At 69.4% G+C, this 19,948-nt stretch carries 17 protein-coding genes; 8 read left to right on the top strand and 9 right to left on the bottom strand.

Going from position 1 to position 19,948, the window contains the following annotated elements; translation table 11 throughout:
• The 3 genes from CCN51_RS34305 to CCN51_RS34295 all read left to right on the top strand — a co-directional run.
• Window positions 1–894, top strand: an 894-nt coding sequence (locus CCN51_RS34305) for a carbohydrate ABC transporter permease (protein WP_086860486.1), incomplete at its 5' end; no start/stop codon positions are given.
• The gene (locus tag CCN51_RS34300; RefSeq protein ID WP_014173296.1) at window positions 884–1,744 is read left to right on the top strand and encodes a carbohydrate ABC transporter permease; all 861 of its coding nucleotides are present in this window, start codon (window positions 884–886) and stop codon (window positions 1,742–1,744) included. The genes CCN51_RS34305 and CCN51_RS34300, both read left to right, overlap by 11 nt.
• Before the next feature lie 3 nt (window positions 1,745–1,747).
• On the top strand, window positions 1,748–2,536 hold the full coding sequence (locus CCN51_RS34295) for a sugar phosphate isomerase/epimerase family protein (protein ID WP_014173295.1): 789 nt from the start codon (window positions 1,748–1,750) through the stop codon (window positions 2,534–2,536).
• Between the two features lie 16 nt (window positions 2,537–2,552).
• Here CCN51_RS34295 and CCN51_RS34290 read toward each other — a convergent pair whose 3' ends face one another.
• Genes CCN51_RS34290 through CCN51_RS34265 form a run of 6 tightly spaced genes read right to left on the bottom strand, consistent with a single transcriptional unit; the run spans window position 2,553 to window position 8,770 of the window.
• A complete protein-coding gene (locus tag CCN51_RS34290) occupies window positions 2,553–3,269 on the bottom strand; it encodes a sulfite exporter TauE/SafE family protein (RefSeq protein ID WP_014173294.1) in 717 nt (238 codons plus the stop codon).
• Window positions 3,266–4,336: an ABC transporter ATP-binding protein gene (locus CCN51_RS34285; RefSeq protein ID WP_014173293.1), complete on the bottom strand. Its 1,071-nt coding sequence runs from the start codon at window positions 4,334–4,336 to the stop codon at window positions 3,266–3,268. The genes CCN51_RS34290 and CCN51_RS34285 overlap by 4 nt, the downstream gene beginning before the upstream one ends.
• A complete protein-coding gene (locus CCN51_RS34280; RefSeq protein WP_014173292.1) occupies window positions 4,329–5,342 on the bottom strand; it encodes an ABC transporter ATP-binding protein in 1,014 nt (337 codons plus the stop codon). The genes CCN51_RS34285 and CCN51_RS34280 overlap by 8 nt, the downstream gene beginning before the upstream one ends.
• Entirely contained in the window at window positions 5,339–6,334 is a 996-nt protein-coding gene (locus tag CCN51_RS34275) for an ABC transporter permease (RefSeq protein WP_014173291.1), read from the bottom strand. The genes CCN51_RS34280 and CCN51_RS34275 overlap by 4 nt, the downstream gene beginning before the upstream one ends.
• A 14-nt stretch (window positions 6,335–6,348) precedes the next feature.
• Window positions 6,349–7,278 (bottom strand): ABC transporter permease, encoded by a 930-nt coding sequence (locus tag CCN51_RS34270; RefSeq protein WP_014173290.1) that lies wholly within the window; start codon window positions 7,276–7,278, stop codon window positions 6,349–6,351.
• A 1-nt stretch (window position 7,279) separates the two neighbouring features.
• Window positions 7,280–8,770 (bottom strand): ABC transporter substrate-binding protein, encoded by a 1,491-nt coding sequence (locus CCN51_RS34265; RefSeq protein WP_245881727.1) that lies wholly within the window; start codon window positions 8,768–8,770, stop codon window positions 7,280–7,282.
• A 402-nt stretch (window positions 8,771–9,172) separates the two neighbouring features.
• On the opposite strand from CCN51_RS34265, the gene CCN51_RS34260 reads away from it, so the two are divergent.
• The 5 genes from CCN51_RS34260 to CCN51_RS34240 all read left to right on the top strand — a co-directional run bounded on the left by CCN51_RS34260 (window position 9,173) and on the right by CCN51_RS34240 (window position 15,305).
• Entirely contained in the window at window positions 9,173–10,135 is a 963-nt protein-coding gene (locus CCN51_RS34260; protein WP_014173288.1) for a 2-hydroxyacid dehydrogenase, read from the top strand.
• Window positions 10,136–10,194: 59 nt separating this feature from the next.
• The gene (locus CCN51_RS34255) at window positions 10,195–11,469 is read left to right on the top strand and encodes a glucarate dehydratase family protein (RefSeq protein ID WP_043488724.1); all 1,275 of its coding nucleotides are present in this window, start codon (window positions 10,195–10,197) and stop codon (window positions 11,467–11,469) included.
• A gap of 16 nt (window positions 11,470–11,485) precedes the next feature.
• Window positions 11,486–12,460 (top strand): 2-hydroxyacid dehydrogenase, encoded by a 975-nt coding sequence (locus tag CCN51_RS34250; RefSeq protein WP_055414099.1) that lies wholly within the window; start codon window positions 11,486–11,488, stop codon window positions 12,458–12,460.
• Window positions 12,461–12,550: 90 nt separating this feature from the next.
• On the top strand, window positions 12,551–14,305 hold the full coding sequence (locus CCN51_RS34245) for an alpha/beta hydrolase (RefSeq protein ID WP_014173285.1): 1,755 nt from the start codon (window positions 12,551–12,553) through the stop codon (window positions 14,303–14,305).
• Window positions 14,306–14,363: 58 nt separating this feature from the next.
• Complete coding sequence (locus CCN51_RS34240; RefSeq protein ID WP_014173284.1) at window positions 14,364–15,305, top strand: NAD-dependent epimerase/dehydratase family protein; 942 nt, start codon at window positions 14,364–14,366, stop codon at window positions 15,303–15,305.
• A gap of 43 nt (window positions 15,306–15,348) precedes the next feature.
• Here the strand turns inward: CCN51_RS34240 and CCN51_RS34235 are convergent, their stop codons facing one another.
• The 3 genes from CCN51_RS34235 to CCN51_RS34225 form a co-directional block, all read right to left on the bottom strand.
• A complete protein-coding gene (locus tag CCN51_RS34235) occupies window positions 15,349–17,529 on the bottom strand; it encodes a discoidin domain-containing protein (protein WP_014173283.1) in 2,181 nt (726 codons plus the stop codon).
• Window positions 17,530–17,589: 60 nt separating this feature from the next.
• The gene (locus CCN51_RS34230; RefSeq protein WP_014173282.1) at window positions 17,590–19,188 is read right to left on the bottom strand and encodes a glycoside hydrolase family 13 protein; all 1,599 of its coding nucleotides are present in this window, start codon (window positions 19,186–19,188) and stop codon (window positions 17,590–17,592) included.
• Window positions 19,189–19,245: 57 nt separating this feature from the next.
• A partial coding sequence (locus CCN51_RS34225) for a carbohydrate ABC transporter permease (protein ID WP_086860484.1) occupies window positions 19,246–19,948 on the bottom strand: 703 nt, incomplete at its 5' end.

Genomic DNA, 19,948 nt, shown 5'->3' with positions numbered 1-19,948 from the left:
CCGCCGCCCCCACGCCCCCGATGGCGCCGCTCGGAGGCGTTCGCCGCCTGGCTGTTTCTGCTGCCCAGTCTGATCGGGTTCCTCGTCTTCACCGCCGGCCCGGTCATTGCCGCGGGTGTGATCTCGCTGCTCGACTGGAATCTGTTCAGCCCGCCCAGCTTCGCGGGTCTTGACAACTTCACCCGGCTGGGACCGGACGCGACCTTTTGGTCGGCATTCGGCAACACCCTGTACTTCACCTTTGCCAGCGTGCCGTTGACCCTGCTGGTCAGCCTGGCCCTCGCCCTGCTGCTCAACCAGGGGATCCGGCGTATCGCGGTGTTCCGGTCGCTGCTTCTGCTGCCCTACGCCACCATCACCGTCGCGGTGGCCTTCGTCTGGGTCTGGCTCTACATTCCGACCGACGGACTGGTCAACGCCGTGCTCGGCGTCTTCGGAATCGACGGTCCGGCATGGCTGATCTCGGACGACTGGGCGATGCCGGCCCTGATCGTGATGAGCGTCTGGAAGAGCTTCGGCTTCGGCATGGTGATCTTCCTGGCCGGACTGCAGGCCATCCCGCAGCAGTTGTACGAGGCCGCCAGGGTCGACGGCGCCACACCGTGGCGGACCTTCCGCAGTGTGACCCTGCCACTGCTCTCGCCCGCGATGTTCTTCGTCGTCGTCACCTCGATCATCAATTCGTTCCAGGTGTTCGACCAGGCACTGGTGATGACGGACGGCGGGCCGGGGTCACGTACCACCACCCTCGTCATGTACATCTACCAAACGGGGTTCCAGAACTACGAGCAGGGCTATGCGGCCGCGCAGTCGATCGTGCTGTTCGCCTTCATCGCGGTGGTCACCGCGATGCAGTTCCTCCTCCAGCGGAGGCTGGTGCACTATGACAACTGACATCCCCGTACTCGCGCCGCTGCGCCGCTCGCCCGTCGCCAGACGGAAACTGCTGGTGTTCACCTGCTTCCTGGCCACGGCCGTCACCCTCACCCCGATCGTGATGATGGTGCTGGTCGCCTTCCAGTCCGACACCGAGTCGATGCAGACCAAGCCCTCCTTCTGGCCGAGCAGTTGGCACACCGAGAACATCAGCCGCGCCTTCGACCTGGTCCCCATCGGCCGCTATCTGCTGAACACCGTCATCTTCGCGGGTGGCACCACGATCCTGGAGACGATCACCGCGGCGCTGGCCGCGTACGCCTTCGCCCGGCTCACCTTCCGGGGCCGCGAGGTGCTGTTCGGCGTGTATCTGGCCACCTTGATGATCCCGACGCAGGTCACCCTGGTCCCGCAGTTCATCCTGGTCGCCAAGTTGCACGGGGTCGACACCTGGGCGGGGATGATCCTGCCGCACGCCTTCACCGCGCTCGGGGTGTTCCTGCTGCGGCAGTTCTTCCTCGGCGTCCCCCGCGACTACGAGGAGGCGGCCCGGCTGGACGGCGCGAACCGCTGGCAGACCTTCATCCGGGTGATCGTCCCGCTGGCCGTACCGGCCATCGCCACCCTGGCCGTGTTCAAGTTCATCAGCCAGTGGAACAACCTGCTCTGGCCGCTGGTGATCTCCAACAGCGACGCCACCAGAACCGCGTCGGTCGGCCTCCAGGTGTTCCAGTCCACCAACGGAACCCAGTGGAACCTGCTGCTGATGGCGGCCACCATCACCACCGTCCCGCTGATCCTGCTCTTCTTCCTCACCCAGCGATGGTTCGTCAAAGGCATCACCATGAGCGGACTCGGAGGCCGCTGACTCATGACATACCTGTGGTCCGTCTTCACCAAGCCCTGGTCCGCCCTGCCCGGCGACGAATTGGGCAAGCTGGTCGCCGGGCTCGGCTTCAGCGGCGCCGAGGTCCCGGTACGGGACAGCGCCTATGTCACCCCGGCCGAGGCGGAGCGGCTGCTGCCGCCCTTCGCCGCACGGCTGAGGGCCGAGGGCGTCGACGTCATCAGCGTCGCGAGCGGCCTGGACGAGCCCGTGTTCGCGGCCTGCCGGGCGGCGGACGTACCGATGATCCGCGTCATGGCCGAGCTCGGCCCCGACGGCTACACCGCCTCCGCACACCGCTTCCGGCGGCGCCTGGAGGCCGCCGCGCCCCTGGTCAAGCGGTACGGCGTACAGGTGGGGGTGCAGCCGCACCACGGGCGCTTCGTCTCCTCAGCGCTGGGCGTGATGGACCTCCTCGACGGGCTGCCGACGGAGGGTTTCCGGGTGGTGTGGGACGCCGCCCACGACGCGCTCGCGGGCGACGACCCCGGGGTGACGCTGCCGCTGGTCGCGGACCGGCTCGGCATCGTCAACCTCAAGAACGTCGTCCATGTGCCGGTCGAACCCGCCGGGCAGTCGGTCGGCGGTCACTGGAAGCCGTGGTTCGTCCCCGGCGCCGAGGGGCTGTCGAACTGGTCGGCGGTCTTCGACCGGCTGGCCGCCATGGGCTGGGCGGGGCCCGTCTGTCTGTCCGGCCAGTACTCCGACCCGAGCGTCCCGGTCGAGGAGCGCCTGGTGACGGACCTGGCGGCGGCGCGCGCGGCGAGCGCCTGACGCGCCGGCGCCAGGCTCAGACGAACTGCTGGATCACCAGCACGGTCGCGCTCGCCACCGCCAGCACCATGGCGGCGGACCTGGTGCGCCGCATGTCCAGCCTGCTCGACAGCGGGCGGGCGAGCAGCACCCCGATCGCCGCGGCCGGGGCCAGCAGCGCGGTGTACCGCAGGCTGTCGCTGTGCACGGCCCCGGTCGCTGCCAGCGCGACCAGACTCATCGCGGAGCCGACCAGGAAGAACCCGCTCATCGTGGAGCGCAGCTTCGGGCCGCTCAAGCGCTGCCACACCATGGCCATCGGCGGCCCTCCGATGGAGGTGGCCGTGCCCATCACCCCCGAGACCAGACCGGCCAGCAGCACGGACCGCCGCCCCGCACGCGGTACGAAGCCGCGCAGGCTCACCGCGACGCCCGCGAGGACGACCGCGGCGACGAGGAGGGCGAGTTGCCGGGCGGGCAGCAGGGCGACCAGCGCCGCGCCGCCCAGGACGCCCGGCACCCGGCCGACCAGTGCCCACCCCGCTCCTCGTATGTCCGCGTGTCCGCCCTCCAGCGCCATGACCGCGCCCGTGACCCCGGTGGCGAGCAGCAGCACCACCACCGGGGTGAGGGAGGGGTCCAGGGTGGCGATCACCGGGGCGGCGAGCAGGCCGAGTCCGAAGCCGATGGCGACCTGGAGCAGCGACCCGACCGCCACGGTGACGAAGAGCAGGGCGAACTCCGGCGCGCTCACGCTCCCCTCGGCCCGGTGCCCAGCGGGAAGTGGCACAGCGCCTCGTGCGGCTCCCGCCCGGGGTCCGCCGCGCCGCCGCGGGTGATCGCCAGGGGAGCGTGCTCGGCGCACTGGGCCTCGCTCTTCCAGCAGCGGGTGCGGAACCGGCAGCCCGACGGAATGTCGAACGGGGAGGGGATCTCTCCGCGCAACTGGATCTCCTCGTCGCGGGTCTCCCCGGAGACGTCGAGCGTGGGCGCGGCCGACATCAGGGCGGCGGTGTAGGGGTGCAGGGGCCGGTCGAAGACGTCCTCGGTGAGGCCGTGTTCGATGACCTTGCCCAGATACATCACCGTCACCCGGTCGGAGACATGTCTGACCACCGAGAGGTCATGGGAGATGAAGACATAGGAGACGCCCAGCCTTTCGCGCAGCTCGGAGAGCACATTGAGCACCTGGGCCTGCACCGACAGGTCCAGCGCGGACACCGGCTCGTCGCACACGATGAGGTCGGGGTCGAGCGCCAGCGCGCGGGCGATGCCGATGCGCTGCCGCTGCCCGCCGGAGAACTCGTTCGGGTAGCGGTGGGCGTCACTGTCCCGCAGTCCGACGAGGGACAGCAGCTCACGCACCCGTCGCTCCCGGTCCTTGGCCGTGGGCGCGATGTCGCGGTGGGTGCGCCATGGCTCCCCGATGAGGTCGGCCGCGGACATCCGGGCGTTGAGCGAGGCAAAGGGGTCCTGGAACACCATCTGCACCCGACGCCGCCAGGCCAGCAGTTCCTTGCCCTTGAGGGTGAACGGGTCGGTGCCGTCGAAGCGCACCGTCCCCGCGTCCGGCCGCTCAAGCCCGAGCACCACCCTGGCCAGGGTCGACTTACCGCATCCGGACTCGCCGACCAGGCCAAGGGTCTCCCCGCGTTCGAGCCGTACATCGACTCCGTCCAGCGCGGTCAGGCGTCGGCGCCCATGGCCGAACGACTTGGTGATGCCGCTGACCTCGAGCAGGGGCGGGGAGCCGGCCGAGCTGTCGCGGCGCGGGCCCGTGGCGGTGGTTTCGGTGACGGGGGCACCGGAGATCTCAGACACGGTCGAGCTCCTCGGAAAAGTGGCAGGCGGCCGAGCGCGAGGCGCCGACGGACACCAGGTGAGGACGTTCCTGGGCGCAGCGCTCCTGGGCCAGCGGGCATCTGGCCTGGAAGACACAGCCGGAGGGGACCGCGCTGAGCTCGGGCGGGCTCCCCGGCACGGCGGGCAGCGGGCGGCCCCTGACGGCATGCTCGGGTACGGAGTCGAGCAACCCCTTGGTGTAGGGGTGGCGGGGATGGGCGAACACCTCGTGTACCGGGCCGGTCTCCACCACATTGCCCGCGTACATGACCACCACATCGTCGGCGCGCTGGGCGACCACCGCCAGGTCGTGGGTGATCAGGACGATCGCCATGTCCCGCTCGGTCTGCAGATCCCGCAGCAGCCGCATGATCTGCGCCTGCACGGTGACGTCGAGCGCGGTCGTGGGCTCGTCGGCGATCAGTACGTCGGGGTCGAGGGCGACGGCCATCGCGATCAGCAGACGCTGGCGCATACCGCCGGAGAACTGGTGCGGGTATGAGCGGGCCCGCAGCCGCGGTTCGGGGATGCCGACGCGGGTCATCAGCTCGATCGCCTTCTCCTTGGCCTCGCGCCGCGACAGCCCGCGATGGATGCGGAACGGCTCGGCGAGTTGCCTGCCGACCGGCTGCACGGGGTTGAGCGCGGTCAGCGCGTCCTGAAAGACGATCGAGAGACCGGGGCCGGCGAGCTTTCTGCGGCCCGCCGGGCTGAGCCGCAGCACATCGGTGCCGGACACCCGTACGGATCCCTCCGTCACCTCGGCCACCGGGTCGAGCAGCCCGGCGATCGACAGCGCGGTCATGGACTTTCCGCAGCCGGACTCGCCCAGCAGCGCCAGTGTGCGTCCCTTGCGCACGCTGAAGCTGACGTCGTCCACGGCACGGACCGTGCCGGAGGGGGTGCGCAGCTCGACGCGGAGCCCTTCGACTTCGAGCGCGGCGCCTTCGGCCGCGGCGGGCGCGGGCAGGGTTGACGGCTTCACGCGATCACCTCCGGGGAAACAGCGGCCCGGGCTCCGCGCCGCTTCTTGGGCAGCGTCAGACGCCAGCGCTGCGCGGGATCCGTGGCCAGGCGCACCCAGGCGGCGAGCACCGTGGCCGACACCGTGGTGAGTACGATCGCGATGCCCGGCAGCACGGCGATCCACCAGGCGGTCTGCAGGTACTGGCGGCCCTGGGCCACCATCAGCCCCCAGCTCACATCGGGGGGCTGGATCCCGATGCCGAGGAAACTCAGGGACGACTCGGTCAGCATGACGAAACAGAAGTCGAGCGTGGCCACCGTCAACAGCGTCGGCAGCGCGATCGGCAGAATATGCCGGTAGATGATGTTCCGGCTCGGGGTGCCGAAGGTCCGGGCCGCGTCGACGAACAGCCGGCTTCTGAGCTCGGCCGACTCCGCGCGGGCCGTGCGCAGATAGACGGGGATACGCGCGACGGCGAGGATCAGCACGATGTTCAGCGCGCTGGGCGAGAAGACATACAGCACGACCACCGCGATCAGCAGGGACGGGAAGCTGAGGATGACATCGGCGGTACGCATCGCGATGTTCTCGCGCCAGCCCCCGTGGTAGCCGGCCCACATCCCCAGCGCGGAGCCGATCAGCAGCGAGCACAGCACCGCGGGCACCGCGACGTACAGCGTGGTCCCGGCGGCCTCGATCAGCCGGGCCAGCACGCTGCGGCCCAGTACGTCCGTGCCGAGCAGTCCGTAGAAGCCGTGGTCGAAGGACGGCGGGCGCAGCGAGGCCTTGAGGTCCTGCCGTATCGCCCGGTCGCCGATGAACAGCCGGCCGACCAGCGCGATCAGGAACACCAGGCCGAGGATGACGGCCGCGACGGCCGCGCCCCGGTCCCTGCCGAGCAGCAGCCACCAGCGGGGCGGGCGGGTGCGCGGCGAGGCGGCTTCAGGGGTGGCTACAGAAGTGGCTTCAGGGGTGGTGTCCCCGGAAGAACGGTCAGCGGGGTCGGTCATGGTGGCTCCTTCGCTCACGCCGGCACCGCCTGGCGCACACGGGGGTCGATCAGGGCGTGGCAGACGTCGACGAGGATGTTCAGCGCGAAGATCGTCACGGCGGTGATCAGAACGGCGGCCTGGAGCACGGCGAAGTCGCGCTGCAGAATCGAGTCGATCATGAGCTTGCCGATCCCGGGCCAGCCGAAGATCGTCTCCACGATCACCGCGCCGTTGACGAGACCGACGGTGAGGTCTCCGGCGACGGTCAGGACGGGTGTGACGGCGTTGCGCAGGGCGTGTCCGAACACCACGCGTCCGGCGCCGGCCCCCTTGCTGCGGGCGACCTTGACATAGGGCGCGGACAGCGCGCCGACCATGCTGCCGCGGACCACCTGGACGAGCACGCCGAAGGGGCGGATCACCAAGGTGGCGATGGGCAGCACCCACACCTCGGCGCCACCCAGGGTGCCGGAGGTCGGCAGCCAGTCCAGGCCCACGCCGAAGACCAGCACACCCATGATCGCGAACCAGAAGTCGGGGATGCTGGCCGCGATCATCGACAGCAGACCGGCGATCCGGTCGATGAGCGAGTTGGGCCGGTAGGCGGCGAGGCTGCCGACCAGCAGCGCGCCGAGGATCGCCAGGAGCATGGTCACACCGGCGAGCTGGAGCGTGACGGGGAACGCGTCGAGCACCATCGTGGCGGCCGACTGCCCGGTGCGCAGCGAGGTGCCGAAGTCGAACTGCGCGGCCTGGGTGAGGTAGTCCCACAGCTGCACCGGGATGGAGTCGTCGAAGCCGTGCGCGGCGGAGAACTCCGCGCGCTGCTGGGAGGTGGCGCTCAGCGGGAGATAGAGGTCGACCGGGTTGCCGGTCAGACGTGCCAGGCAGAACACGCCCAGCACCACGAACACCAGCGGAATCGCGCTGGAGACGATGCGCCTGCCGAGGAAGGATGTCATATCAGTGCTTCCCCGCCTTCACGGGGCTGGCCTCGGCCAGCCGCATCTCGTCTCCGGTGGCGGAGTTCGGCCGGTACCGGACCGACGGCGACAGGCCGAGCAGTCCGCGCATATGAGCCAGGTACGCGAACTGCGCGACCGTCTTGTTCTGATAGGCGAGCAGATCCGCGAAGGCCTTCGCACGGGCCTTGCCGGACAGGGCGTTCGCCGCGGCGATGCGCCGGTCGAGCTCCTTGGTGCCGAACGTGGACTGCGGGCCGTTGCTCAGCAGGTACTGACTGGTGGTGAAGGCCGCGTCCCCGGCCTGGTTGCCGTGCTGGACCAGCATCGCGATCGGCCCGACATCGCGGGGCAGCGGGCGCAGTTGGTACTGGAGACTGGTGGCCGTGTCCGCCATGCGAATCCTTACGTTCAGCCCTATCCGAGCCATCTCGTACTGCAGCGCCTCGGCCGTCTCCGCGATCCCGGCGAACTGGCCGTTGCGCGCGACGAGAGTGATCCGCCTGTTGACGGGGACGCCGTCGGCTTTCGCCTGCTTGACCAGCGCGCGGGCCTTGGCCACGTCGTACGAGGGCGGGGCGAGGTCGTCGTTGTGGCCCACCACGCCGGGCGGGACGAGTTGCGCGGCGGGCTTGGCCTTCCCGGCGAGAAGGGCGTCGATGATGCCGTCGCGGTCGATGGCCATGCCGATCGCCTTGCGCACGCGGATGTCATCGAGCGGTGCCTCGCGGCCGTCCAGCCGCAGGGCGGTCGTCTCGTTGTTGGGGTAGGCGACCGAGTTGTCCTTGGTCGCGTCCATGGGGTCCAGCGATGTGGTGATGTCGGCCTCGCCCTTGTTGATCATGGCGGCGCGGACACTGGCATCGCTGCGCCAGACATAGGTGGCGCGGGGGTAGGCGGGAGCCTTCCCCCAGTACTTGGGGTTGCGGGCGAGGGAGATCGAGACACCGGTCTGCCACTTCTTGACGGCGTAGGGGCCGGTGCCGATCGGTATGCGCACCTTGGCCTTGGTGTCGGTGGTCCGCGGCACGATCTCGATGAAGCTGATCCGCAGCGGGAGGATGGGGTCGGCCTTCTTGGTGGTGACGGTCAGCCGGGTGGGGCTGACGGCGCGCACATCGAGTTTCTCGTCGCCGAAGACATAGCCGTCCACGTTGCAGGCGAGATTGGAGTTGACGGCGCGGTCGATGGAGAAGGCGGCGTCTTTCGCCGTGAACGGCTGCCCGTTCTGGAAGGTCACACCGGTGCGGATGTCGAAGGTCCATGTCGTGGGCTTCGTCTGCCGCCAGCCGGTCGACAGCAGCGGTTCCAGCTTGCCCGAGGTGGGGTCCCGTTCGATCAGCGGTTCAGTGATGTTGGAGCGGACCACGACGCCGGTTGCGGTCGTCGATGACTCGCAGGGTTCCAGCGTGGGTGGTTCCTGGGTGAGAACCACCCGCAGGGTGCTGCCGTCCGCGCTGCCGGCGTCACCGGCGGCGTCGCTGTTCGCCACGGTACACGCGCTGGTCAGCAGCATCGTGCCCGAGGCCAGAAAAGTGAGAACCGGGTGTGCTCGGGACCTTCTTGGACGAGGGAAGGAGCGTACGGAGGACTTCATCGTCGGCGTATCTCCGATGGGGCTGAAGTGGTGCCGCCGAGGACGCGATTGCTGACATGAGCTGTCCATACATGCGTACCCGGTCTGCATTTGTAAACGCCGAAGCTAAGGCCGAGGTGCGGGGGCGTCAAGGGGTGTGGCCAAAGCGTTGGTTGCGCGGTCCGCGGCGGGTCGGGACGAGTCCCCCGGCCGCCCATTGATATGGAGAAGGTATCGAGCGATACACTTTTGAGCTTAGACAGGCATCGAAATCGGCCATACGCTCCCGCCCATTCCATCAAGAACGGGAGTGGCCCCATGCCTTCCTCAACTGGCACCGACGGCACTGTTCTTCAGGTGTGTCCGCTGCTGCCGACCCTGGAGACCGCGCTGGCCGAGCACCATCGCGTCGTACGACTCGCGGAGCTGCCCGACCCCGACGCGTATCTGCGGGACCACGGCGACGAGGTGGTGGCCGCCGTGACCAGCGCCCGGATCGGCGTGTCGAACGAGCTGATGGACGCGCTGCCCGGGCTCCGTGCGATCGTCCACTTCGGCGTCGGCTACGAGACCACGGACGTCGCCCGGGCCCGTGCGCGCGGTATCGACGTCAGCAACACCCCGGATGTCCTCACCGACTGCGTGGCCGACCTCGCCGTCGGCGCCCTGATCGACGTGATGCGCCGGCTGTCGGCCGCCGACCGCTTCGTCCGCCGTGGCGCCTGGCTCCAGGACGCCTTCCCCCTCGCGGCCAAGGTGAGCGGAAAGCGCGTGGGCATCCTCGGGCTCGGCAGGATCGGCCGCGCCATCGCCCGGCGGCTGGAGGGCTTCGATGTCGAGCTCCTTTACTGCTCACGTACGCCCGTCGAGGACGTGAGCTATCGCCGCGTGTCCTCGCCCACCGAGCTCGCCGCGGAGTGTGACGCGCTGGTCGTGGCGGTCTCCGGAGGTGGCGCCACCCAGGGTCTGGTGTCGGCGAGTGTGCTCGACGCGCTTGGCCCCCAGGGCTGTCTGGTGAACGTCTCCAGGGGCAGTGTCATCGATGAGCCGGCCCTGGTGAACGCCCTGACGGGCGGCGGGATAGCGGGCGCGGCGCTCGATGTCTTCGCGGATGAGCCCCGTGTTCCCAAGGACCTGCTGGACCTGGACACGGTCGTCCTGCTTCCGCATATCGCCAGCGCAACCCATGAGACACGTGAGGCCATGGGAGAGCTCACCTTCCGCAATCTGCACCGGTTCATGACCGAGGGCAGCCTCCTCACGCCCGTGCCGGAACATTGACAGCAGGATCGCTCCCTGTTTACAAATGAAGACGTCGGCTACATATGAGGACGGTGTTCATGGCTGGGACGGCTGAACGCATCGCCGAAGTCACGGTGACTCCGGTGGCTTTCCGGGACTACCCCTTGCTCAACGCGGTGGGAGTGCACGAGCCGTACGCGCTGCGCACCATCGTCGAAGTCACCACGGAAGGCGGCGTCACCGGCATCGGTGAGACCTACGGCGGCAGCGTGCATCTGGAGCGGGTGCGCCGGACCGCCGAGGAACTTGTCGGGATGGACGTCTGGAGCCTGAACGACCTGATGCTGCGCACCCGCCGCGCGCTCGGTTCGGACACCGCCGGAGGGGACGGCATGTCCGGCATGGTCACGGGCAGCAGCACGGTGGACCGCGTGGTGTCCCCGTTCGATGTCGCCGCGCTTGACATCCAGGGCAAGCTGGTCGGGCGGCCGGTCAGCGACCTCCTCGGCGGCGCTGCGCGTCCCTCCGTCCCCTACAGCGCCTACCTCTTCTACAAGTGGGCCGGACACCCGGATCAGGCGGACGACGACTGGGGCGCCGCGCTCGACCCGGAGGGGCTGGTCGAACAGGCCCGGCGCATGATCGACCAGTACGGCTTCTCCTCCATCAAGCTCAAGGGCGGCGTCTTCGCTCCCGACGAGGAGATCGCCGCGATCCGCGCCCTGCGGGAGGCCTTCCCCGAACTGCCGCTGCGGCTCGACCCGAACGCCGCCTGGAGCGAGGAGACCTCGCTCCACGTCGCCCGGGAACTCGACGGAACCCTCCAGTACCTGGAGGATCCGACCCCGGGCCTGGCGGGTATGGCGGCCGTGGCACGGCAGACCGACACACCGCTCGCCACCAATATGTGCGTCGTCTCCTTCGACGACCTCGCCCCCGCCGTCGCACAGGGCTCGGTGGGCATCGTGCTGGCCGACCACCACTTCTGGGGCGGACTGCGGCGCTGTGCGCAACTCGGCGCGATCTGCGAGACCTTCGGCCTCGGCATGTCCATGCACTCCAACTCCCATCTGGGCATCAGCCTCGCCGCGATGACCCATCTGGCCGCCGCCACACCACGGCTGACCTACGCCTGCGATACGCACTGGCCGTGGAAGCGGCCGGACGAGGATGTGATCGCCCCCGGAGTCCTGCGGTTCACCGAAGGGCGGGTCGCCGTGCCCACCGCCCCGGGACTCGGCGTGGAACTGGACCGGGACGCGCTCGCCCGGCTGCATCAGCAGTACCTCGACTGCGGGCTGCGCGACCGCGACGACACCGGCTATATGCGCCGCTTCGACCCCGACTTCGACCCCACGACGCCCCGGTGGTGACCGCGCTGTGCGCATCATGCTCAACCACCGGATCCTGAGCAGGTTCAGCGAGCGGCTGAGGACGGGTACCGAGGGCCACCACGAGTGGCTGGAGGCCTCCGACTGGGACGCGGAGCGGATCGCCGACGCCATCGCCGACATCGACGTATACATCGGCTCACAGCTCACCGAGGACGACGCGCGGCGGGCCCGCCGGCTCCGGCTCGTCCATGTGGTCGGCGCGGGCTACGACGGTATCCCCCTGGGGGCGCTGGGGTCGGATGTGATCGTGGCCAACACCCACCACCACGGCAGATCGATCGCCGAACACGTCCTGATGTGCGTGCTGATGCTGTCCCGGCGTGTGCTCGCGGCCGATCAGGAACTGCGTGCGGGGCGGTGGCGGAACGTCGCCGTCGACGCCACGCTGCCGTTCGGGGACACCCTGCGGGGGCGGCGTGTCGGCGTCATCGGCTTCGGGGAGACGGGGACGGAGATCGGCCGGCTGTGCCAGGCGGTGGGGCTGGGCGTCCGGGCCGTACGCCGCGATCCGTCGGCGCCCCTGCCGGACGATCTGCGCCCCGACTGGGTGGGCGGCACGGACCGGCTGCCGGAACTGCTGGCCGACTCCGACATTGTCGTGGTCACCGTTCCGCTGGGCCCCGCGACCCGCGGGCTGATCGGACCGGCCGAACTGGCCGCGATGGGCCGCCACGCCCTTCTCGTCAATGTCGCCCGCGGCCCCGTCGTTCAGGAGGAGGCACTGTACGAGGCGCTGTCGGCCGGCACCATCGCCGGCGCGGCCCTCGACGTATGGTGGGCCGGCCCGCCGCATGCGCCGAGCCGGCTGCCGTTCCACACCCTGCCCAATGTGGTGATGACACCGCACAACTCCGGCCATACCGAGGAAACCTTCGCCTCCCGGGCCACCGAGATCGCCGCCAACATCACCCGTCTGGCGAACGGGAGTCCCCTCACCCATGTGGTGCGTGGAGCTGAGATGTCGAGGTAATTCCCGGTACCCACTCCCACGCAGCGGAACTCACGTACACTTCCCGTCCGTTATTGCGCTTGGTTAGGTTCGGGGACGGGGGCCCGCTTCATGGTGACTTTCGCGCAGTTGAAGGCGGTCGAGCCTGCCCAGTTCGAGCAGGCGGCGGACGGCTGGCACAAGGTGAGCAGCAGTGCCAGTGCGGCCAAGGACCGGCTGGACAATGAGATCAACGCGAAGCTTCGCGGGGGTTTGAAGGGGCAGGGGGTCGGTGCGGCGCTGGGGCGGCTGGAGCGGCTGAGTGGGAACTTCCACTATATGCAGGTGGAGTGTGCGCTGATCCTGACGGCGTTGAACGGGCTGGCGGCGGAGTTGCGGGCGGCGAAGAAGAAGCTGGACAACGCCGTCCAGGACGCGCGGGACGCGGGGATGACCGTCAAGGAAGACGGTTCGGTGGAGTACAAGCCGCCGCTGGTGCTGCTGCCGGGCCAGGAGTACGAGCCGTCCGGCAACGGCCGTACGCCGTACGTCACGACGACGCCGAAACAGCAGGCCCAGGGTTTCGCCGACCGGATCGGCGATGCCCTCAAGGACGCGACCGAGGCCGACGGCAAATACGCCAGGACCCTGGGCAAGCTGATCACGGTGGCCGATCTGTCGGTCACCAAAGACGACTGGATCGATGCGGACAAGGACCGGGGGGCGGTTGAGAAGACGGTCGGGGACTATCTGCGCGACGTTCCCAAGGACAAGTCACCCAAGGACAATGCGGCCTGGTGGAAGAGCCTGAGCAAAGAGGAGCAGGCGGAGTACATTTCCCTTTTCCCGGCGAGCGTGGGCAAGCTGGACGGCCTTCCCGCCGAGGACCGGGACGAGGCCAACCGCGTGGTGTTCAGCGAGCAGCGAGCCAAGTACCAGACCGAACTGGCGAATCTGCCGCCCGAGCCGAAGCCCAAGTACATCCTGGCGGGACGGTCCATGGTCCTCAATCCGGAGTGGAGCCGGTGGAACGGCAAACGGGAGCATCTGAAGTCCTCCCTCGACGGCCTGAACGCCATTCAGGAGCGCTTCGATGTCACGGGAAAGGTCGACCCCTATCCCAGCAAGAGACCTTCCGGTTACAAACCGACCGGTGACGGGCTGCCGCCCGCGTATCTGCTGGATATCGACCCCGAGAACAACGGGCGCGCGATCATCGCGAACGGCAACCCGGACACGGCCGATCACACCGCGGTGATGGTCGACGGCACCAAAAGCAAACTCGGCGCCATCCGCACACCCATCGTCAGGGGCACCAATCTGTGGCAGGCAGCCAGTGCGATGCCGGGCGAGCCCAACGTGTCGACCATCACCTGGCAGGGCTACGACGCTCCGCAGAACCTCTTCCCGGAAGGCATGTTGAACAGGTACGCCGACCGGGCGGCGGGAGATTTCAGCGACTTCCTGTCGGGGCTGCACACCTCCCACAACCCGTCGGCCAATGACCACCTGTCGGTGCAGGCTCACAGCTACGGGAGCGTGGTGGCGGGCTCCGCCGCCCGTCAGGGCACCCTGGAGGCGGACGATGTGATGTTCAGCGGCAGCCCCGGTGTCCAGGTGGGGCGGGCCGAGGACATGGACGTGCCCTCGGGGCATGTGTGGAACCAGAAGGCGAAGGACGACCCGGTCCCCAGGCTGGGGGCGCCCAGCCACGGCCACCACGAGGGTCTGACACAGTTCATCACCCCCCACGACCCCATCTTCGGTGCCAAGCAGATGTCCACCGACACCAGGGGGCACGGAAACTACTGGGTGGCCGGTTCGGAGAGCCTGGAGAACCAGGCGCGCGTCGTGGTGGGGCGCTACGACGAGGTCCAGCTGAAGTAGGCGCCCCCTGCCCGGCCCGCCGTCGAGCCGCCCCGCATACGCGCGCTAGTGTGCGGGTGTGAGCGTCCATGTCGTCATAGGGTCCGGGCCCGCAGGGGCCGCCACCGCTCGACTGCTGGCCGAGCAGGGCCATACGGTACGGGTCATCACCAGGTCGGGCCGGAACCCGGAGCCCGGCATCGAACACGTCGCGCTGGACGCGACGGACAGCGAGCGACTGACCGCGGCCGCGCGGGGCGCGGCCGCGATCTACAGTTGTGCCGCACCGCCCTACCACCGCTGGGTGGCCGAATGGCCGGCGCTGGCCTCGTCGCTCTGCGCGGCGGCCGAGGCGACCGGGGCCGTCCTGGTTATGCTGGGCAACCTCTACGGCTACGGTCCGGTGGACGGCCCCATGACCGAGGAGCTGCCACTCGCCGCGACCGGCCCCAAGGGGCGGGTCCGCGCCACCGTGTGGGAGCAGGCGCGGACACTGCACAAGCAGGGCCGTATCAAGGCGGTCGAGGTGCGGCCCTCGGACTTCTTCGGGCCCGGTGTGACCGACGGCGGACACCTGGCCGCCCGGGTCATGCCACGGCTGCTGCGCGGCAAACCGGTCTCCACGCTCGGCGATCCTGACGCCCCGCACAGCTGGAGCTATCTCCCCGATGTGGCCAGGGCCCTGGTCGAGATCGCGGGCGAGGAACGGGCCTGGGGACGGGCCTGGCACGTACCGACGGAGCCCGCGCGGTCCACCCGGCAGATGGTCGACCGCCTCGCCGCCCAGGCGGGAACGGGGCCGGTTGCCGTGCGCCGGCTGTCGCCCGCCGTACTGGGCGTCGCATCGCTCTTCTCCCCGCTGCTCCGCGAGCTGAAAGAGATCCGCTACCAGTTCGACCGTCCGTTCGTGGTGGACGCGAGCGCCTACGAGGCCGAGTTCGCCGTACGCGCCACCCCCGTCGACGAGCAGATCAAGGCGACGGTGGCTTGGTGGCGGGAGCGGCCGGCCACCGCCGGGTGACATCCCCGACGGCGACCGTGACCGCCGCACCCCGCCGTGACGGTCAGGACGTCAGATAGGCCTCCACCTCGCTGAACTGGGCCGCCGACCAGCCGGTGTTGGCGGTGACGTGGAGCCTCAGATAGCGCAGGTCGGTGTTCTGGGGCAGGTTGAGGGTGACGGCGTTGCCCCGCGCCGGGTCGAAGCGGTAGCCCTGCGCGCCGACCACCGTGGAGTACGACGAGCCGTCGGCGCTGCCGAGCACGGACAGGGTCTGGGTGCGGGCCTCCCACGCCGAGGAGGGCGGCAGCTTCAGCACGACCCGGCGCACCGCCTGGCGGGAGCCGAGGTCCACCGTCCACGACTGCGGGAAGGCGTTGTTGGTGGACTCCCAGTAAGTGTTCGCATCGCCGTCCACCGCCTTGCCGGGGGTGTAGACGTCCTGCGAGCCGGTCGCGGTGGCCGGCCGGCCCTTGAGGAGGTTGCGGGCGGGGTCCGGGTCGGGGTTGCCCTGCCCGGGCTGCGGCCAGCTGGAGCAGTCCGACCAGGTGCTGCTCCAGCCCGAGTTGCCGCCGCCGTCGGTGAGCTCGAAGGAGCCGGAACCGGCCGGGTAGGGGCAGTTGTAGACGCCCGCCGCGCCGACGCCGGTGGCGGCGACATTGCCGAGCTTCGCCGCCCCCTGCGCCTCGGCCTGGACGACGAAGGTTCCGGTGTTCTTCACGGTCGCGCCGGTCACGTTGACGTTCTTGACCGCGTAGCCGTGGCCGCCGCCCGAGACGAACTCGAACGCGCTGTAGGGGCTGTCCGTGATGGTCGTGTTGGTGATGTTGACGGTGGCGTTGATGGCGCTGTCGTAGGAGTCGACGCGCAGGGCCCCCATCGGGTGGTTCCAGTTGGGGTTCATGGCGCCGGTGCGCACCAGCGTGTTTCCGTCGACCGTGATCGTGCCGGAGAGCGGATGGAAGGGGTCGAGGAACTTCTGGTTGGAGATGGCGATCCCGCTGCCGAGGGCGTTGGTGTCGGAGATCAGGTTGTTCTTGACCGCGATGTTGGTGCCGCCGTAGATCGCGATGCCGTTGGCGAGGTTCGGTTGCGAGATGGTGTTGTTCTCGAAGCTGCTGTCGGTGTCCGGTGCATACAGCGACCACATGGCGAGCGCGTCGTCGCCCTGGTTGCGCAGGAAGTTGTCGCGGACGCGCACGCCCTTGGCAGTGCCGTTGAGGTTGAGCCCGTCAGCGGTGGTGTCGAGGATGCGGTTGTGCTCGACGACGAGGTTGTCGTTGTTGCCCATCAGCCACAGGCCCACCTTCAGGTGCTGCAGCCACATGCCCGACACGCTGGAATTCGGGCCGAGTGAGCCGTTGACGAAGTTGTCGGGGTTGGAGTCGACGCGCTCGGTGACCTCCCCGATGACCGCGAAGTCCTTGATGTGGACGTTGCCGGACGAACTGGACTGGTCGATGAAGCGCGAGGTGTGCACGGCGGAGTACCAGTGCCCGGCGCCCTGCAGGGTGACGTTCTGGACGCCGCTCAGGGAGGAGGTCAGCTTGTAGTCGCCCGGTGGGATCCACACCACGCCGCCCTGGGCGGAGGCGATGGCGTCGCGGAACGCCTGCGTTGAGTCGCCCTGTCCGGTCGGGTCGGCGCCCTTGGAGGTGACGGAGACCGATCCCGCGGGCTGAGTGGCGGCCGGCGCCGCCTGCTCGAAGTCGACCACGTCGACGGTGGCCTGGACATTGCCGGCCTCGAACGCGATCTTGTCCCCGGCCTGGACGTTCTGGCCGGGTAAAAGCCGGGCGTTGTCGTAGAAGTGGTGGGTCTTCGCCCCGGCGATCCAGCCGGTGTCCACGTACGAGTACTTGGAGGTGACCGTCAGGGTCTTCGCGAGCTTGGTTCCGTTGACGTACACGTTGAGCGTGCCGGACTGGCCGTCGGGCACGCTGTAGGCGACGTTCACGGCGTTGGCTGCGCGGGGTGCGGTGAATTCGACGCGCTGGCCGGAGGCGAGACGGACGGCCTGGCGGCCGGATGCCTCGGACGCGAGGGTGCCCTGGGTGTAGTCGGGGCCGATCTTGGTGCCGGTGGTGGTGGCCGATTCGGCCTCGACCGAGGTGAAGGGGAGGGCGGCGCCCGAGGCGGCGTGCGCGGCGGTGGGGGGCAGGACGAGCAGCATGCCGGCCGCCAGGGCCACGGTTGCGCCGATCGCCGGCATACGCCTGACCGATCCGAAGGTATTGCTGCGCATGTGCTGATCCCTTCGTGTGTGGGGGTGTGGGGGGAAAGGAAGGGTGGGTGCGGTGGCGGCTCAGGCGCGCAGCCAGACCGCGGTGTCCCGTGGCAGGCGGCCACGGTCGTCCAGTGGTCCGCTGGCCAGCAGGGAGCGGGAGTGGGCGGGCAGCCGGGCGGGCGTGTCCGAGAGGTTCACCACGCATATGAGCCCGTCCGCGCGGGCGAAGGCGAGGACGTCATCGGGGGCGGGGAGCCAGGTGAGCGGGGTCTCGCCGAAGCCTGACGTGGCGCGGCGGATACGGAGGGCCTCGCGGTAGAGGCTGAGCATCGAGCCGGGGTCCTGCGCCTGGCGGTCGGCCGCGTAGCCGGGCCAGCCGGCGGGCTGCGGCAGCCAGGGCTCCACACGGGAGCCGAAACCGGCGTACGGCGCCTCGGCCGCCCACGGCAGCGGCACCCGGCAGCCGTCCCGGCCCGGGTCGGTGCCGCCGGAGCGGAAGTGCATCGGGTCCTGCACGCGGTCGCGGGGGATGTCCGCCTCGGGCAGGCCGAGCTCCTCGCCCTGGTAGATGTAGACGGCGCCGGGCAGGGCCAGCGACAGCAGGGCGGCGGCCCGCGCCCGCCGGGTGCCGAGGGCGAGGTCGGCGGGGGTGCCGAAGGCCTTGGTGGCGAAGTCGAAGGCGGTGTCCTCGCGGCCGTAGCGGGTGACCGTGCGGGTCACATCGTGATTGCACAGCACCCAGGTGGCGGGCGCGCCCACGGGAGCGTGCTGGGCGAGCGTCTCGTCGATCGACGCCCGCAGACGCCGGGCGTCCCAGGGACAGGCCAGAAAGGAGAAGTTGAAAGCGGTGTGCAGCTCGTCGGGGCGCAGATAGTGGGCGAAGCGCTCGGTGTCGGGCAGCCACACCTCGCCGACGAAGATCCCGCCGTACGCGTCGGCCACCGTCCGCCAGGAACGGTAGATGTCGTGCAGTTCGTCGCGGTCGACGTAAGGGTGCCGGTCACGACCCTCGACGAAGTCGGGCAGGCGGGGATCCTTCACCAGCAGGGCGGCCGAGTCGACGCGGACGCCCGCGACGCCCCGCTCGAACCAGAAGCGCAGGATGTCCTCGTGTTCCTGGCGGACGTCCGGATGGCTCCAGTTGAGGTCGGGCTGCTCGGGGGCGAACAGGTGCAGATACCAGCCACCGTCGGGCAGCCGGCTCCACGCAGGACCGCCGAACTCTGATCGCCAGTCGTTGGGCGGCAGCTCACCGTGGTCGCCGCGGCCCGGCCGGAAGTGGAACAGCTCGCGCTCGGGACCGCCGGCGAGAGCGGCGCGGAACCAGGGGTGCTGGTCGGAGACGTGATTGGGCACGACGTCGACGATCGTGCGGATGCCCAGCTCCCGTGCCTCGGCGATGAGCTTCTCCGCCTCGGCCAGGGTGCCGAAGGCCGGATCGATGGCGCGGTAGTCGGCGACGTCGTAGCCGCCGTCCTTCAGCGGCGACAGATACCAGGGCGTGAACCACAGGGCGTCGACGCCGAGTCCGGCGAGATACGGCAGCCTGGCGCGGACGCCCGCGAGGTCGCCGGTGCCGTCGCCGTCGCCGTCGGCAAAGCTGCGCACGTACACCTGATAGATGACCGCGGAACGCCACCAGTCGCGGTCCGTCCGGGCAGGGGTGGGCTGTGCCACGGCGGTGCCTTTCTTCTCGAGGGGGGCGGGAGTCGGCCCTTCGCGCTGCGGGCGGGGTCAGCCCTTCGTGCTGCCCGCGCTGATCCCGGCGATGATGTGCCGCTGGAAGACGAGGAACAGCGCGACCATCGGGATGCTGGCGATGACCATCGCGGCGATGAGCACGGTCAGCTGGATGTTCTGGGACAGCTGGACCAGTGCCACGCTGATCGGCTGCTTGTCCGGGTCGGAGAAGACCATCAGCGGCCACAGGAAGTCCTGCCACACCGCGACCAGCGCGAAGATGGACACCACGCCGAGCACGGGACGTGACATGGGCAGCACGACCGACCACAGGGTGCGCAGCCTTCCGGCGCCGTCGATCTCGGCGGCCTCCAGCACATCGCGCGGGATCTGGTCGAAGAAGCGCTTGAGGAGATACAGGTTGAAGGCATTGGCGACCGCCGGAAGCCAGATCGCCAGCGGGTCGTTGAGCAGGTTGGTGTGGATCAGCGGCAGGTCGGCGACCGTCAGGTACTTCGGTACGACCAGCGCCTGGGCCGGAACCATCAAGGTGGCGAGGATGGCGCCGAGGATCACCTTGCCGAAGGCGGGCTTCAGTTTGGACAGGGCGTAGGCGGCGGCCGTACAGAACACCAGCTGGAACAGCCAGGCACCGGCCGCCTGGACCACCGTGTTCCACAGGTGGGTCGGCAGCTGCATGAGCTCCCAGGCATCGGTGTAGCCACTGAGCCGCCAGTGGGACGGGACGAGGGTGGGC

The organism is Streptomyces milbemycinicus (assembly GCF_002154605.1).
In the GTDB taxonomy this organism is placed as follows: Bacteria; Actinomycetota; Actinomycetes; order Streptomycetales; family Streptomycetaceae; genus Streptomyces; species Streptomyces milbemycinicus.
The sequence above is the reverse complement of the archived record's forward strand: the minus strand, read 5'-3'. Positions and strand labels throughout refer to the sequence as shown.